The 16,058-nt window shown below is 51.7% G+C and carries 17 protein-coding genes; 9 read left to right on the forward strand and 8 right to left on the reverse strand.

Annotated elements, in window-relative coordinates; translation table 11 throughout:
* Positions 1-188: 188 nt before the first annotated feature.
* Positions 189-401 (reverse strand): hypothetical protein, encoded by a 213-nt coding sequence (locus tag NST99_RS32390; protein WP_341097194.1) that lies wholly within the window; start codon positions 399-401, stop codon positions 189-191.
* Between the two features lie 314 nt (positions 402-715).
* On the opposite strand from NST99_RS32390, the gene NST99_RS32395 reads away from it, so the two are divergent.
* Entirely contained in the window at positions 716-1,924 is a 1,209-nt protein-coding gene (locus NST99_RS32395; RefSeq protein WP_341097195.1) for a MerR family transcriptional regulator, read from the forward strand.
* A 38-nt stretch (positions 1,925-1,962) separates the two neighbouring features.
* Positions 1,963-2,925 carry a GDP-mannose pyrophosphatase NudK gene (gene nudK, locus NST99_RS32400; RefSeq protein WP_341097196.1) on the forward strand — a complete coding sequence of 321 codons (963 nt, stop codon included), beginning with the start codon at positions 1,963-1,965 and terminating at the stop codon, positions 2,923-2,925.
* 301 nt (positions 2,926-3,226) lie between these two features.
* On the opposite strand, the gene NST99_RS32405 is transcribed toward nudK, so the two are convergent.
* Complete coding sequence (locus NST99_RS32405; protein WP_341097198.1) at positions 3,227-3,985, reverse strand: MerR family transcriptional regulator; 759 nt, start codon at positions 3,983-3,985, stop codon at positions 3,227-3,229.
* Positions 3,986-4,210: 225 nt separating this feature from the next.
* Here NST99_RS32405 and NST99_RS32410 point away from each other — a divergent pair, with 225 nt between their 5' ends.
* Together NST99_RS32410 and NST99_RS32415 are read left to right on the forward strand one after the other, a co-directional pair.
* Positions 4,211-5,068: an alpha/beta fold hydrolase gene (locus NST99_RS32410; RefSeq protein ID WP_341097200.1), complete on the forward strand. Its 858-nt coding sequence runs from the start codon at positions 4,211-4,213 to the stop codon at positions 5,066-5,068.
* Positions 5,069-5,169: 101 nt separating this feature from the next.
* The gene (locus tag NST99_RS32415; RefSeq protein ID WP_341097201.1) at positions 5,170-6,066 is read left to right on the forward strand and encodes a diacylglycerol/lipid kinase family protein; all 897 of its coding nucleotides are present in this window, start codon (positions 5,170-5,172) and stop codon (positions 6,064-6,066) included.
* Between the two features lie 34 nt (positions 6,067-6,100).
* Here NST99_RS32415 and NST99_RS32420 read toward each other — a convergent pair whose 3' ends face one another.
* Complete coding sequence (locus NST99_RS32420) at positions 6,101-6,643, reverse strand: hypothetical protein (RefSeq protein WP_341097202.1); 543 nt, start codon at positions 6,641-6,643, stop codon at positions 6,101-6,103.
* 96 nt (positions 6,644-6,739) lie between these two features.
* Here NST99_RS32420 and NST99_RS32425 point away from each other — a divergent pair, with 96 nt between their 5' ends.
* On the forward strand, positions 6,740-7,654 hold the full coding sequence (locus NST99_RS32425) for a phosphatidate cytidylyltransferase (RefSeq protein ID WP_341097818.1): 915 nt from the start codon (positions 6,740-6,742) through the stop codon (positions 7,652-7,654).
* Between the two features lie 68 nt (positions 7,655-7,722).
* Here NST99_RS32425 and NST99_RS32430 read toward each other — a convergent pair whose 3' ends face one another.
* The 3 genes from NST99_RS32430 to NST99_RS32440 are packed head-to-tail and all read right to left on the reverse strand — an operon-like array spanning position 7,723 to position 11,321.
* On the reverse strand, positions 7,723-9,879 hold the full coding sequence (locus NST99_RS32430) for a carbohydrate-binding domain-containing protein (RefSeq protein ID WP_341097203.1): 2,157 nt from the start codon (positions 9,877-9,879) through the stop codon (positions 7,723-7,725).
* Between the two features lie 22 nt (positions 9,880-9,901).
* A complete protein-coding gene (locus NST99_RS32435) occupies positions 9,902-10,585 on the reverse strand; it encodes a DUF4956 domain-containing protein (RefSeq protein WP_341097204.1) in 684 nt (227 codons plus the stop codon).
* A complete protein-coding gene (locus NST99_RS32440; protein ID WP_341097205.1) occupies positions 10,578-11,321 on the reverse strand; it encodes a polyphosphate polymerase domain-containing protein in 744 nt (247 codons plus the stop codon). The genes NST99_RS32435 and NST99_RS32440 overlap by 8 nt, the downstream gene beginning before the upstream one ends.
* Before the next feature lie 252 nt (positions 11,322-11,573).
* Here NST99_RS32440 and NST99_RS32445 point away from each other — a divergent pair, with 252 nt between their 5' ends.
* From NST99_RS32445 to tlp, 3 genes are all read left to right on the forward strand, one after another.
* Complete coding sequence (locus tag NST99_RS32445) at positions 11,574-12,251, forward strand: response regulator transcription factor (RefSeq protein ID WP_341097206.1); 678 nt, start codon at positions 11,574-11,576, stop codon at positions 12,249-12,251.
* Positions 12,251-13,543 carry a sensor histidine kinase gene (locus NST99_RS32450; protein WP_341097207.1) on the forward strand — a complete coding sequence of 431 codons (1,293 nt, stop codon included), beginning with the start codon at positions 12,251-12,253 and terminating at the stop codon, positions 13,541-13,543. The genes NST99_RS32445 and NST99_RS32450 overlap by 1 nt, the downstream gene beginning before the upstream one ends.
* A gap of 139 nt (positions 13,544-13,682) precedes the next feature.
* Positions 13,683-13,907 carry a small acid-soluble spore protein Tlp gene (tlp, locus tag NST99_RS32455; protein WP_341097209.1) on the forward strand — a complete coding sequence of 75 codons (225 nt, stop codon included), beginning with the start codon at positions 13,683-13,685 and terminating at the stop codon, positions 13,905-13,907.
* A gap of 66 nt (positions 13,908-13,973) precedes the next feature.
* Here the strand turns inward: tlp and NST99_RS32460 are convergent, their stop codons facing one another.
* A complete protein-coding gene (locus NST99_RS32460) occupies positions 13,974-14,345 on the reverse strand; it encodes a RidA family protein (protein ID WP_341097210.1) in 372 nt (123 codons plus the stop codon).
* A 659-nt stretch (positions 14,346-15,004) separates the two neighbouring features.
* Positions 15,005-15,439, reverse strand: coding sequence for an Lrp/AsnC family transcriptional regulator (locus NST99_RS32465; protein ID WP_341097212.1), 435 nt, complete (start codon positions 15,437-15,439; stop codon positions 15,005-15,007).
* A 158-nt stretch (positions 15,440-15,597) separates the two neighbouring features.
* On the opposite strand from NST99_RS32465, the gene NST99_RS32470 reads away from it, so the two are divergent.
* On the forward strand, positions 15,598-16,053 hold the full coding sequence (locus NST99_RS32470) for a VOC family protein (protein ID WP_341097215.1): 456 nt from the start codon (positions 15,598-15,600) through the stop codon (positions 16,051-16,053).
* Positions 16,054-16,058 lie beyond the last annotated feature (5 nt).

Genomic DNA, 16,058 nt, shown 5'->3' on the forward strand with positions numbered 1-16,058 from the left:
ATATTTGGACTTCCGACCGCTGTTTGCGGTTGAAATCCGAAGACAAAGGCGGGCGCTATCGCTGCCACAGTTCCAAAATTTCCCACCGTCGCTCCGCTCTCTTTCTTCAAGTTTCAAGTTCATTCTATATAACGGGCGAATAAGCTGGTTCACTAGAGAGATAACGGCAACGGGACCTCTAATATTATTTAACCTCTTATTTTATCTGGCCCGCATACGGTGAATTCAAATGCATCTTTACCTCTCATTCCGCCATCTGGCCCGCATGCGGTGAATTCAAATGCATCTTTACCTCTCATCCCGCCATCCGTCCCGCATACGGTGAATTCAAATGCATCTTTACCTCTCATTCCGCCATCTGGCCCGCATGCGGTGAATTCAAATGCATCTTTACCTCTCATTTCACTTTAGCAACTTGTAGGGGATGTAAGGTTCTTTACGTGCAGTATTCCTCACAGTGTTCACCATAACGCGAGCTGAAACACAACGCGCCTACGTATCACCAAGTTTTATCTACACCCTTTTTTAGATTGCATAATTTGTACAAACAAAGGTGCCTTTACAGGAGCTTTACAGCAGCTAAATCAAGACTGTGGGTGGCACCGTTCCAGCCATTCATTCCGAATGAATTTTTCTCTTGCAGGTGACGTTGCGTCACCCGTTATACTTGAAGTAATGATTGTTATTCTGCCGCAAAGTTGAGGTGATGGACAGGATGCACAAAGGCTTAACCACCGGACAAATCTCCCGGATAACCGGGGTGACCGTCAGGGCGCTGCGGTATTATGACCGGATCGGGCTGCTGAAGCCCTCCCAATTCGAAGGAGACACCCGCCTGTATAACGAGGAGGATATCGCCAGACTCCAGAAGCTCTCGGTGCTTAAATTTATTGGGCTTTCCCTGGAAGAAATGAGCACCGTGATGGAGATCGGCAGCGGGAGTGATCTGCGCAGCGCTCTGCAGCTCCAGAAGCAGCTTATCCGTCAGAAAATAGATCATATGGAGAGTGTAGTCCAGGCCATCGATGCCTCCATGGACTATATGGAGCAACAAGAGCAGGCAGCGGACTGGGAAGAGCTGGCCCGGATCATCCACATGATCCGCACGGAAAGGGATTGGGGCCGGCAGTATCAGAATGCCGCCCGGCTGCAGGCGCGAACCCGGTTGTATGATGAGTTCAGTACGAACCCGCAAGGGTGGCACCGCTGGTTCTTTGAATACATGCTGGAGGCAACGCAGGAACTGCTTTCATCCTCTACCCTTCCTTTGCGGGTGCTGGATATCGGCTGCGGCGATGCGGCTCTTTGGGTTCGAAACCGGGAGCGGATTCCGCCCCGCTTGGAGATCACGCTTGCTGATGCCTCCCCGGGGATGCTGGAAGCTGCGCGCAGCGCACTTGGGGCGGCGGCTGGAGGATTTCAGTTCCGCCAGGCCGATGTTATGGCCATGCCTTTTGCGGATAACGAATTTCAGATCGTGATTGCCAATCACATGTTATACCATGTGGAGCAATTGACGCCGGCATTCGCGGAAATTTCCAGAGTGCTTAGCCCCCGGGGAAGCTTCTTCGCCTCCACGATGAGCAGCCGGCACTTGCGGGAGATGGAAGAACTCGCCCGCGAATTCGATCCAGCCCTCCGGGTACTGGATGACACACTGGAACAATTCAACCTGGATAATGGCGCAGAGCTATTGCAGCCCTGGTTCCCGGCTGCACGGGTTGAACGTTATCCAGATTCTCTTGTTGTGACGGAAACCGGTCCGCTGATCAGCTATATGACCTCTACGCCCATGAATGCGGGCAAGGTGCTGAAGGGTGAGACGCTGGAACAATTTATAGATTTTGTAGAGCGTAAGATGGCGGACCAGGGAAGCCTGGCCTTTGCCAAGGATATGGGCGTGTTTACATGCCGTAAACTATGACGGAGCGGCTGGATACAACTAAAAAGGAGGCTTCACCTATGAACCCTAACGTGCGAATCAAGCAAATTGACCTGTTATCAGACAACTGGTATACACTGAAGAAATACACCCTGGATTACCGGAGCAGCGACGGGACCTGGGAAGAGCAGCAGCGCGAGGCTTATGACCGCGGTAACGGCGCGGCCATTCTGCTCTACAACCGCAAAAAGCAGACGGTTGTCCTGACCCGGCAATTCCGTCTGCCCACCTATATTAACGGCAATACATCCGGCATGCTGATTGAAGCCTGTGCCGGACTGCTGGATCAGGACAGCCCGGAAGAATGCATCCAGCGCGAAGCCGAGGAGGAAACCGGCTACCGCCTGTCGGAGGTGCACGGCATCGGCGGAGTGTATATGTCGCCGGGCTCGGTAACGGAGATGCTGCATTTATTCGTCGCGGAATATTCCGACGAGATGAAGACGGGGCGGGGCGGCGGACTGGATGAGGAACAGGAGAACATCGAAGTGCTGGAGCTTCCTTTTACCAAAGCAATGGAGCTGGTGGAGAGCGGTGAAATCCGGGACGCCAAGACCATTCTTTTGCTGCAGCATGCGAAGCTTCACCGGCTGCTCGAACCGGAGGAGCCGAAACCTCTGCACATCCTCATTGCCGGTCCTTACCGCTCGGGAACCGGAGACGATCCGGCATTAATTGCAGCTAATATGCAAGCCATGAATGAAGCTGCCTTACTGGTGTACAGGCTCGGCCATCTGCCGGTGCTGGGCGAGTGGTATGCATTGCCGCTGATGGAGGCGGCAGGCTCAACAGCCATCGGCGACAAGGTGTTCAATGAAATGTTCCACCCTTCCTCCGTGCGGCTGCTCGGTCATTGCGATGCCGTCCTGCGGATTGGCGGGCCTTCCCAAGGCGCCGATGAAATGGTGCGGATCGCCAAGGAGAGCGGGAAAAGAATCCTGTATGGGTTAGAGGATGCGAACACTTCCTTATGCCATATGTAAGGAGCTGTCCACCTAAGGCCATAGGGAACAACTCCCTGCTCCCCTGTCTACAGTTTCCTGGCGAACTCATTTAGTTTCTCGGACATTCCTTGAATCTCATCCATAAACGCGGATGCTGCTCGGAGGACCAGGAAGGAACGGCCCGGCCGGTGAAGTTCGAATGGGTGCCAGATCCTGAATTTCCGCCGCACCGTTTATGCTGATTCCCATCAGAGACACAGCAGGGAAATATATATCTGTGCCCTCCACAACAAAGAAGCGTCAAAGACACCTGTGGTGTTTCGGCGCTTCTATCTATTCCTTAATGTTCTTTATTATAAGGTTGCCTGTTCAGCGTGAGCGACGCCTCGCTCCCGTCCATGAACCCGGCCTCTATACATAACTCCACCAATTGATGAACACCGTTATACTGCTGGCGGTTGCGCCGGTCAATCTTAACCAGTGCCTCTACCGTAACTTCCTTCACCTTCTCCACACTGTTCTGCTCCAGGGCTTGCACAAGCTCTTTCATCTTATCCAAATAATACACCGTGGTTCTAAGCGTTCGAATCAGCATGATTTGCCTTGCGTGTACCGGAGTGTACAGGCGGTAACCATTCTCCTGATTTCTCTCCGGGGACAGCAGCCCTTCCTTCTCCCAGTGCCGGATGGCGGAGGTCTGCACATTCGTGATAGCCGCCACTTCTCCGATGCTCATCTTATGCTTCATTCCTTTGCCCATAACCGGATGGAGTCCGGGGTCCTGCAGCAAGGCGAGCGTTCTGCCGGCGGTGACTTTCTCTTCCTGCAAACGGGCCTGCTCGGCGCTTACCAGCCATAAGGCAGTGTCCAGCTCCCCTTTCTGAATATGGCGAAGCACCTCATAGGTCAGCGGGTAGCCAAAGCCGGGAAGCATGGACCGAAGACAACGGAAATACGCCATATGCAGCCCGGTGTACAACCGGTAGCCGTTCGGAGCCCGTTCCGGTGGCGGAACCACGCCCCAAGCCTCGTAATGTCTTAATGCACTGGTGCTGATACCAAGCGACTTGGCAATTTCAGCGGGTTTGTATATAACCATCTGCCGTTCACCTCTTTGCATACCTGATGATTGTAACAGTAGCAAAACTCCCCCGTGATGGCAAACCTTCAATCATAACCTTAAAGTGCTTTGACAGCCTTCGGGAATAATACAACCTCTGGGGACAAGGGGCCTTCCGCTAATGCTTCTCTCTTGCATCAATGTTGTATATTGGTTGGTGTAATAGATTAAGCAGTAACTAATAGCTGAAATGGAGGGCTGATCATGCTTACAGCAAAATTACATGATGGAAGTGAAATTGAGGTCGTAATTACGGGTGAAGGACCGAACCTGCTGCTGCCGGTTAATCCGTATCCTGTTATAGGTCCCCAGGCAGCGGAAATGCTCAAATGGGGGGCCGATCCGGCACTGGGACGTTCACTGATCGACGCGCTCAGCGGTAAATACCGGGTCATTGCCTTTGACTATGAAGGGCATGTCCAGAGCAAGCCGAAGCCGGATACGCTGACACCCGCCAACATTGCCAAGGACTTTCTGTCTATTGCCGATGCTGCACAAGCGCCGCAATTCGCCTATTACGGCTACTCTTGGCTGGCGCTTAGCGGACTGCAGCTGACTCTTCGCACAGAACGCATCACCGCGCTTGTCATGGGAGGATTCCCTCCCATCGGCGGACCCTACAAGGAGATGCTCCGGGTAACGATGGCTGCGCATGAGCTGTCTCAAGCCTCACATCAGCATCCGGCCCCTTCGCCGGACAGCCAGCGCGAAACCTGGGACGACTTCGACTGGTCCACGGTGGAAGTCACCCTGACCGAAGCCCAGACGCGGCAGTTCGTCACGTTGTATGGTGCACTACAGTCATTCGATGACCGTGCCGCGCAAACCGTGCTCAGCTGTTCCCGGATGTGCTTTGCCGGTGCTGCCGATACTATTGATTATGATCAACGCTGGGGAGGTGTGAGGGTCGACATCGCCGGACCTTTTCTCCGGCAGCGTGAAGTGCTCGAAGCGCTGGGCTGGAAGATCTCGGTGCTGCCAGAGCTCGACCATACCGGGGCCATGCAGGCGTCACACGTCCTTCCTATCCTGATTCCCTGGCTGGATTCCAAGCTGCTGTAGCCATGCGGAAATAAATGATTTGAGCGCAGGATCAAAGCCGGTATTTTCGGGTAAAGGTATGCAACGAATCCTATATCAGCAGGACAGAAAGGATGTTGTGCATGCAGCAGGCTATGATCATCATTAATCCCTCCGCCGGCAAGGAGGATGCGCTTGAATATATTAGTCAGGCAGAAGAAATTCTACAGAATAACGGATACATGGTTACGGTCAATGAGACGGTAAAAGAAGGCGACGCCACCCGCTTCTGCATTACTGCATGCCAGGAAGGTTATGAGCTGGTTGTTTCCATCGGCGGCGACGGCACGCTCCATGAAGTCATTAACGGGCTGATTGATCAGGAGCACCGCCCGCGGCTGGGTATAGTTCCGCTTGGAACGATCAATGATTTTGCCCGCGCCTTGCAGGTTCCCCTGGATCCCGGACAGGCCATCGCTGCACTCACCTCCTCCAGGATTCAACCAGTCGATGCCGGCCGCCTAAATGACCGGTTATTCGGAAACGTCGTCGCCGCCGGTTCACTCGCCGAAACGCTGTCAGGCGTATCGTCAGATGACAAATCGAGGCTGGGAGCCTTTGCCTATTTCAAGGAAGGCTTCAAAGAGCTTGCCGGAAGCGGCAACCCGGCTCATTCCTTGACCATCCAGTATGATGGCGGGATATGGGAAGGCGAATCTCCACTATTCGTCGCCGCTCTTACCAACTCCGTAGGCGGATTCGAAAAGCTGGCGCCGGGTGCTCAAGTTGACGATGGCCTGCTTCACTGCTTTATCATCAAAGACCTCAATATCTTCAATACGCTTACAGTCAGCATCTCCTTGCTGCTGGGCAACCTGAAGGATCATAAGGATGTCATTTATTTCACGGCCAGCCATGTCACCCTAAGCTCACCCGCCCCCGTCCGGACCAATGTGGATGGCGAAGAGGGCCCGGCTCTGCCGATCCGGTTAAGCACCCTTCCCCGTTATGTTCAGGTAATCGTTCCTGAAGAAGAGTAGCGGGCACTCCCAGGGGAATGCCCTATCCCCCTCCTCATACTTCAGGCTTATACTGGTTTAATTTCCCCTCGTAAATCAACTGCAGCCGGTCGCTCTGCCGAAAATCATCGGGCGTAACGAGCGCTGGAAGCTTGTTCCATAGCTTGATGCCGGAACGGTCCAGAACTTCCGCAACAAATTGCGAGCAAAAGTAGGAGTTGCTGAATTCGACCGGCTCCTTCAGTGCGATACCGATAACACCGAGGATGTTATATAGATACTTCTGCTGGCTGCGGATAAAGATGTGCAGCACACGTTTCATTTTCTCCACCTCGCGGTCCGTGACCTGAAGCTCGTAGATGACGCATGTTGTATTCGGATATTTGCTGAATGTGCCTGTCTGAATATCCTCCTTCACAAATCCGCCATTCAGAGGATTGCTTGGATGCTTTCTCCCGAAGCTGTACATTTCCGAAAGCCCGCGGTCAAAAGCGATCGAGGCGTGATTATACGGCGCTTTCGTGTAGCCTTGAATGAGCTTCGTAAACAACGTGCCGGTATTCGTAAGCAGGATAAAGACCGATTGATTACCTGTCATTTACAAAATTTCCCCTTATCAAGTTTGGAAGTTTCCTTCATAATAACATATGATTCCTTTAATGGAATCCTACCCTGCGACAAGTTGGTGATAGCTATAGACCGCTCCTTATTAACATTAGTGCTTATTTTCGCTGCCCTTTCGGCCATCCATTTAATTTATGTTGTAGTGAGCAGACTCCAGAAGAACAAGGACTATACCGGCATCGGCTTCCGCATCAAAACCTGGTGGGGCATGCTCCTTATCTTCTGCCTGGCCACCTTGTTCAATCCGGTCGTCTCGCTGCTGTCGCTGATGGCGCTCACTTTCTTCGCCCTAAAGGAATATTTCTCGATGATCCGGACCCGAAAAGCCGACCGCCGGCTGTTCCTCTGGGCATACCTGGCGATTCCTTTGCAGTTCTATTGGATTTATATTGAGTGGTACGGGATGTTTATCGTCTTCATTCCCGTGTATGTATTTCTGCTCCTGCCGCTCCCGCGGCTGATCAACAAAGGCACGCTCGGCTTTCTGCGCAGCGTCAGCTCCACCCAATGGGGACTTATGCTGATGGTGTTCGGGCTTAGCCATCTGGCCTACTTTCAATTTGCCACTCCGGAATACGGAGCCGGACTCGTCCTGTTCCTGGTCGTATTAACCCAGCTCAATGACGTCATACATTATCTGGCCTCGATCTATTTCGGCAAACACAAGGTGGTTCCGACCGCCAACCCCAACCTGACCTGGGAAGGGTTCATCTGCGCATTTGTGGTAACAACAGGGGTATCCTATCTGATCTATCCCTACCTTACGCCGCTTAACCCGGCCTTCGGATTTTTGTCCGGCATGCTGATCAGTCTCAGCGGTTACTTCGGCAGCTTAACGGTTTCGGTGCTGAAACGGGATTTGCTGATCGGAGATGATGACAAGTTCGATGCGCTCAAAAAAAGCTATTTAAGCCGGGTCGACAGCCTGACTTACACCTCGCCGGTCTTCTTCCATGTCATCCGTTATTTCTTCGATTTCATGTAGGAGAAACAGCAAGCAGCACGCCTCCGCTGGCCGGAGATGTGCTGCTTGCTGCATTATACTACCGTCTTTTACTGCTGAACTTCGCCCTCAGCTCCGGTCGGTGGAGTACCCCCGCCGCCAAATCCGCCTTCAGGTCTCGTTCCGCCGCCGCCTCGGCCACCACCCATGCCGCCGCCCATACCGCTCGTGGCAGTGGTTACTCCGGATTCATTCAACCAGGTTACGCTGCTGGAGATGTCGAAGGATACCCCTTCGGTACCGCCGCTATAAGCGCCGCCAGTGTACAGGCCATCTACTGCCGTACCTGTCGAGCTTCCGCCAGTGAAGAGAGTGTACGACCCGCCTTCTTTAAGATCCGGCGAGCTGACGACTACTGATCTGTAGCTCTTCGATGGAGCAAACGTAGCGATCGTATTGCCGTCGCTGTCCTGCAGATGAACCAGTTGTCCAGCCTCCTGGGAATCCGTGAACGTCATGGTGATCGAGTATTGGCTGGATGCATCACTTGGAGCCTGAAGCATCCCCGCACTTCCCGCTACTACCAGATAACCGCCGGTGATCTCGAAGGTTCCGTCATAGTCCAAAGCGCCATTGCCATCAGCAGTTGGACCATTGGTGATCACAGTACCGCCTGTCATCACGACCGATCCGTTCGAATCCAAACCGTCCCCTGCAGCATCAACGGTTAATGTGCCTCCGCTAATCGTGAGCAGGTTGTTGCCGGAGCTGGTGAACTGATCCTGTCTCTGTGTTCCTTCCGCAGAATTATCGTCATTGCCTCCGGCAACATTCACACCGTCATCGGACGCAGTCACATCAATCTCACCGCCTGCAATGGTGATATTCGCACCTTCAATTCCTTCATAGCTCTTTGTAATATTAACGGTTCCACCCGACAGGCTTGTCAGGCTGTCCGCATGAATACCGTCATCTCCTGCGGCAATCTGGAGTTCTCCATCTGCGATGGAGACATTGCTGTTGCTGTGCACCGCATCATCGGCGGAATCAATCGTGAAGCTTCCGCCGTTCACCGTAAGATCTCCCCCGGCTTTCAGCCCTTTAGCGCTCGTGGATTCGGTTTCTGTTACAGTTGCCGTATCAGCGGATGCCGCTGTCGTGTCACTCGTTGCAGTCGTTGCGGTCGTCGCAGCGGTTGCGGCAGGTTCGGCTGCCGTATCTGCCGGTGCCTGGCCCGAACCCGTACCGGCTGCGGGAGCCTGAGTACCTCTCATACCCCGGCCGCCGCCCATTCCCATACCTCCTCCTTGGTCGCCCGTCTTCACTTCAGCGTTAGCATTGCCGCCGCCCGTCAGAAGGTTAAATGTCCCTCCATCAGCAACCAGCGTTGTCTCGGCCTGGATTCCGTCATTGCCGGCCACAATATCAAACGTTCCGGCCGTAATGGCAATGAATCCTTTGTCGGCATCCTCATCGTTGGTCGATTTGATCCCGTCTCCCTCGGCATTGATAGTCATTGTGCCGTCTTGAATGGCGATCAGATCTTTGCCGACAATCCCGTCATCGGCTGCCTGCACTTCTATCGTGCCCGACACAATCTTCAGGTCATCCTTACTGGTGATTCCGTCCTTGTAGCTGGCGGTAACCGACAGCTTGCCTGTTCCGTTAATCGTCAGGTCTGCCTTGCTGAAGATAGCCGCACTTGGCTCATCGGTAGTGTCATCAGCCAAGATATAGGTGGTGCCGTCGGTAATCTTGTTGTCCGTCCCTTCCTGCAGGGTCATAATGACCTTGCCTGCTTCCTTAATGTAGACCGGTGCGCTGCTGCTGTTATGAAGCGTAGCGCCGTTCAGCACGAGATGAACACTTCCTTTATCCTGAACATCAATAATGATCTGTCCTTCATTCAGCGTTCCGCTGACAACATAAGTACCTGCCGCTGTAATGGTTACTACTCCCCCGGAGGCTGCTGCGCCGGAACCGCTAACGGCTGCGCCCGTTCCATTCAACGCTATCGTGGTGGAGCTGTCCGCGCTCCATGCTATAGCGGTATCTTCTTCGTCAAAGGTAACCAGATCCGCTGCCTTGACACTTGCCAGCTGTACACTGGAAGCCGTTGTGCTCTGTGCGGATGCCGTTGTTACGGCTGCTGATGTTGCAGGGGTTGAGGCCGATTGTGTTGCGGAACTGGCTGCGCCGCAAGCCGACATTACAGCAGCGAGCAACAGCACCAGTCCTACTTTACTTCCCATGATAAATTTATTCATATCAATCAATCCCTTCATTCTTTTAGTATTCTGTGAGAGTCGGGCTCATCGTCAGTGACAGATCCAGGTTGCCGTTGCGGCAGCGGATCGCATCCAGCAGTTCCTTCTGGCTCGTGTGCTCATCAATCGTCACGGCGTAGACCAGTTCATATAAGCTGCCAAGCTCAGTGGTGCGGATCTTTTTCAGTTCATAAGCGACATTGAATTTGGCAAAAACCTCTGCGAAAGCTTCCTCGTAACCCAGGTTCTCGGGAATGGTCACTTTCAGCGTTTTTTGCATTGTTGTTCTAACACCAAAACCTGTGCGGTTCAGGATAAACATAATAATGCAGAGAATAATGGTAAATAGTGCAGCGTAACCGAATGCGCCTACGCCGCAGGCAAGGCCGGAGGCCATGGTGAACAGGACAAAGGTGATATCCTTAGGATCACCCGGCGCGCTTCGGAAGCGGATGATCGAGAACGCCCCGGCCAAGCTGAAGGCTCTGGCGACATTGCTGCCGATCAGCAGGATGATGATAGCCACAATAACCGGCAGCAGCACCATCGTGAGCGTGAAGCTTTGCGAATATCCCGCCGGGCTTGTTTTCATATAGGTCAGACTAATAATCGCGCCTAGGGCGATAGCGGTCAGGATGGTTAGAATGGCGTTTGTGAACGTTAATTCTGTACTCGTCAGAGCCGCCGAAAAGAGGTTATCAAGCATACAGGACACTCTCACTTTCTGTTTTACTGTTTCTCAGCATTTTTTTATATTCATTGCCGTATTTGGAGAAGCCCGTGCGGTACATTTGGTGTTCGGAGAGCATTTTAGAGAGCCAGACCGGGATCGTTTTTTCCGCCTTCACTTCCATCAGCCATTGGCCCGGTTCCATCAGCGGTTCGCCGTGAGTGCCATGCTCCATCTTGAGATCGTACCGCCGGCTGCGGATATTCGTATCAAACGTGATGCGGAGATCGCGGTTATTTTTGCAGAACATCGCTTTGCGGTCATAGGACAGATACACCATAGGCTGCAGATCATATCGTGTCAGGAAGTATTTGATTTCCTCAATAACCTGCTTGTTCATGTAATCCTTGTATTCCGGCTCAACTCCTGTGCGGACAAAATCATATGCCTCGTGCAGTGTCAGCGAGGTTCTTCTTTTGTTGACCAGGCCGAACACCTTTTTCTTAATCTCCAGATACACCTTCGTCTCTCCACTTGGTATCCCGTAAGCTCTTAACCTAAGCTTTTCCTTGTATTTTGGCTTGGCCAGGCTGTTGCGGATCAGCGTATGGTGTGCCGTGTCATAATACAGATTGGTGATGGAGTAATATTCATGCTGCTTGTTGTAATCGTCAGGCTCCATATATTGAAGCAATTCATTGTAAAGGTGGTGGTAGGCTTCATTGTCGAACAAATACTTGTTCTCATATCGGTTGAAAACTTCGATCGCCATGGGGTTCAGATCCTTTCTTATTCGAATATTTCGTGTGTCCCGCTTGCTTATGAATGTATCTTAGTCCCCAAACCTTTAGCGAAGCTTAAATGGTTTTACACAGGTTTGATTTATTTACACAGGCTTAACAAAAGGGAATATAGCGGCGTTTGCTATATATGAAGAGAGAGCTTCCATTAAGGTTCGCTAAAGGTAATCTTGTTATAATGGCGTAAGCAGCAAGCACATAATAAGCAGAGGATGTTTAACCCTATGAGAATATTAATAGTAGAAGACGAGGTGCATCTGGCGGAGGCCGTCACGCAAATCTTGAAGAAACATAATTATTCGGTAGACGCCGTGCATGACGGCAGATCGGGACTTGATTACGCGTTAAGCGGGATCTATGATTTGCTGCTGCTCGACATCATGATGCCGGAGATGGATGGAATCAGCGTGCTGAGGGCGCTCCGGAATAAGCAAGTGGCTACACCTGTCATTTTTCTGACCGCCAAAGGCGAAATTACGGATATGGTAACTGGGCTCGATTATGGGGCTGATGACTACATCGCCAAACCTTTTTCATCAGAGGAATTGCTGGCCCGGATACGGGCGGTGCTGCGGCGCAAAGGCGAGGTTCTGCCGGATGATGCGCTGAAGTTCGGGGATTTGGAGCTGAATACGACCAATCTGCGGCTTACGGTGAACGGCAAGGAAATGAAGCTGAACCTCAAGGAAAGCGAGCTGCTGGAGCTGCTGATCGTACGGAAACAATCCGTAACCTCCAAAGAGCAGATTATTGAGAAGCTGTGGGGATTCGATTCCGAGGCGGAGCATAACAATGTGGAGGTCTATATCTCTTTTCTGCGCAAAAAGCTCACGTTCCTGGGTTCGGCCATACGCATCAGCACTATCCGGAACGTCGGTTATGTATTAGAGGTGAATACCTGATGTTCAAAAAGCTTAGAAACCGGTTCCTGATCGTCAATCTGGTCACTATCTCCGTGATGATGCTTGCCGCCTTCGCCGCCATCTACATCATTTCCTATCTGGATGTGCAGGCTAAGAATGAAATGGAACTGCACCGGAGTGTAGAGTTGTACCAGAAACGGAAGGGCAACAATTCTGACGGGCCGCGGGATAACGGCACTGTCACCGGAATGCCGCTGCCGGATGGCGGGGACATGGGCAGCATGGGCGGCGGAAATCCCCCGCCGGAACGATCCGTGTCCTTCATGATTGAAACGGATGATCAGTGGAACCAAACAGGGACGCCAAAATCACAATTCACCATGGAAGACGAGTTCTATCAGCAGGCGCTGCAGGAAGCGGTATCCGCAGGCAAAAATACCGGGCGCTTCACCCTCGACGGCAGCGACTGGACCTTTGAGATACAGCCAACCACTGCCGGGCATATGCTGGTCTTCCTCGACATCACCGCCCGGCAGGAGATTCTGACCAATCTCAACTATACCTTTACTATCGTAGGCGTGGTCATGCTGATTATTCTCTATTTCACCAGCCGGTATTTTGCCAACCGCTCCATCCAGCCGGTCAAAGAAGCCTTTGATAAACAGAAACAGTTCATCGCCGATGCCTCCCATGAGCTGAAGACACCGCTCGCCATCATTAGTACCAATACCGATGTGCTGCTCTCCAATGGGGAGGACACGATTGACCAGCAGTCGAAGTGGCTGCACTATATCAAGTCGGAGACAGAGCGGATGGCCAAGCTGACGAATGACTTGCTCTATTTAACGGAGATAGATGATTCGCGGACGGGCATGATCCATACCCCTTTTGATATCAGCGAAGCGGTCGAGAATATCATTCTGACGATGGAAGCGGTAATCTTCGAGAAGAACGTTGCTCTGGAGTATGATATTGAGCCTCATCTGACCGTTCAGGGCAACAGTGAGCAGATCAAGCAGGTGGTCATGATTCTACTGGACAACGCTGTGAAATATACCGGCCCGAAAGGTGAGGTGAGCCTATCCTTGCGCAAACAGCATAACGATGTGGTGCTGGCCGTTACCAATACCGGAGAGGGCATCGCCCCGGAGCATCTCCCGCGGATCTTCGACCGGTTCTACCGCACCGATGCTTCCCGGGCACGTAAGCAAGGCGGGTACGGGCTTGGCCTGGCCATTGCCAAATCCATTGTCGAGCAGCAGCATAAGGGCAAAATTTACGCCCGGAGTGTGATGGGAGAATCCACTACATTTTATGTCCAGCTGTCTTGAGAAGAAACATAGACTACGATTATCCCTTTATGTCGGTGGTCCGACTTTTTTGCTTCCCATGCATGAAATTATCCGATAAAGGTCAACCTACTGGTTAGCGTTCCTTTGGGGCGCGTTAATAACAGGAGGCGATCAACCTATGGCAAAACCGGATAACCGGGCAGACAATGTTGAGCATTTACAACAAAGCATTCAGCATACAGAGCGGAATTTGAGGGAAGCGGAAGACTACCTTAACGAATTTTCCTCAGAGATCAGCAGCGAGGAACGCAGCCAGATCGAAGCCAAAAATGAACGGCGCAAGGAAAGCATCCGGGGCTTCCGCGCGGAAGTTAAGGACGAGGCAGCTCATTCCCAGGAGTAGTTGACGGCAAACGGCGGCCCACCCGGTTTACCCGGGCTGGACCGCCGTTTGTATGTCGATATTTTACTATTTGCGGGGTTTATAGGCCACTGCGTCTATCTGCACCTTGAGTCCATCCGGACCCCCCACATGGGCAAACTCGGTGGAAATGGTTTTTCTGGCCGGATATTTACCTTTGAACCTGCGTTTGAACACCTCTTCCATGACCGGAATATCCCACACATCCCTAAGCAGGATATCCACCTTTACGACAGCATCCAGCTGCAAATTCACCTGCTGCAATCTCTGGCTCATATCATTCAGCGCTCCTTCAACCTGCTCCCCTGACGATCCGCCCACATTGCCGACACAGAAGCTGAGAAAGATAAAATCCCCCGCTTCAACAATTCCCGAATAAGCATACTCTTCATTTACATCAAGTCTAACGATTTCGCTCATCTAATTACCATCTCCCTATACAAGATACACCGATTATATAGGGTGATATCGGACAACAGAATGTCGCAGATCTCAATTATATAGTTTGAACTTAAGATCTTTCTGGTTTGGGTTATTGTCGTAACTGCGGAGACTGTTTGGACTTCCGGCCGCTGTTTGCGGTTGAAATCTACAGACAAAGGCGGACGCTATCGCTCCGTAAGTTCCAAACTTCCCCTCCGACACCTCCACCCTTTTTAAATTTCAAGTTCAATCTGTAAGAAAGGCGTTTCACCACTAGGCAGTTTTTTCGGTAGAGGCTTACGTCTCGGTGTTTCAAAGACTTCGCTCTTTTTCCGAAGGCGTGTGTGTGCATGCGGAAAGTGTATTTCTGGCTCTGAGCACGAACGGACCGAGTTGCAACTATTTGGGGCTTTTAGCCTGTTACAGGAGGAAAACGGACTCCAGCGCAGTTATTTCTCCCTGCTGGCCGTTTTTAGATAGAATGCAGAGCAAATAAGGTCGCCTGGGTCCGCCAAAGAGAATAAACAGGTGTTTTACTCTCCATAGCGCCTCCTGAGTCCGTTACGAGTACACGAACCCGCTGCGGGTTTTTAGGGACCCTACTTTCAATACTAAATCCCTGCTTCCCCAGAGCTCTTCCAGTTTGAAGACATGCTCTAGAGCAGAATCCGGTTTTCCAAAATATTTTTCAGGCTGATATGCGACTTGGAGGGTCCAAGCTTCATCAGGGAGTCCTGGAATTCCGCCAGTTCGCCAATGGATGCCGTCTGCACTTTGATAAGGTAGTTGTATTCTCCGCTGATGCGGAACAAGTCCGTCACCTCCCAGGCTTGTTCGCAGAAATCAACGAGCTCCTGGCAATATTCTGTTTTGAGCAGGATGAACGTAGTCGTGCCCCGGTTCAGCTTATTTAAATTAAACGCCGCAGTATACCCGGAAATGATGTTCCGCTCTTCCAGCTTGATGATCCTCTCCTTTACGGAGGGTTGGGACATAGAAATTTCTTTACTGATCTGGGACACAGGCATCCGTGCGTTACGCTGCAGCAACTGCATAATCTGTTTATCAGTTTCATCCATTGGATACTCCATATAGGCACCTCCTGAGCAAGTTTTAATATAATAATGCTTTCCAGCTGAAAAACCTTATAATAAATAATCATTTTACTATAAAACCCTTATTATTCGTATGTAATTCAATGTTTCTTTCCCCTATAATTAATTGCATCTTAGTTAGGGGGAGATTAGATGTGAGTATTAAAGGCCTTGCCCATGTGGCAATCCAAGCGAAGGATTATCAGGCAACACTTGCTTTTTATACAGAAGTGTTAGAGTTCAAGGTGGCGCATCATTGGAGTCTGCCTGCTTTCAAGATCAACGAGGCTTGCATGCTGCTCTCACCGGATCAAAGAACCTGCATTGAGCTTTTTGACGATGAAGCGGTGATTGCGGCTCAAGGAAAAAAAGCGAAGCGCGAAGAGGATGTTGCTCACGGTGCGCTGCTGCATCTGGCCTTCTATGTCGGCAATGCCCGGGAAACATATCAAAAAGCCCTTGCTCATGGAGCAAAGGCCTGTATAGAGCCCGACCAATTGTCGCTCGGTGAACCCGCGCTCATTGTGCGAAATGCGCTCGTTCACAGCCCGAACGGGGAGATCATCGAATTCATTGAAGAGGTGGATTGGACTCGTTCCACTGAGGGATGATCTCC

It is taken from the genome of Paenibacillus sp. FSL L8-0470 (assembly GCF_038008625.1).
In the GTDB taxonomy this organism is placed as follows: domain Bacteria; phylum Bacillota; class Bacilli; order Paenibacillales; family Paenibacillaceae; genus Paenibacillus_AQ.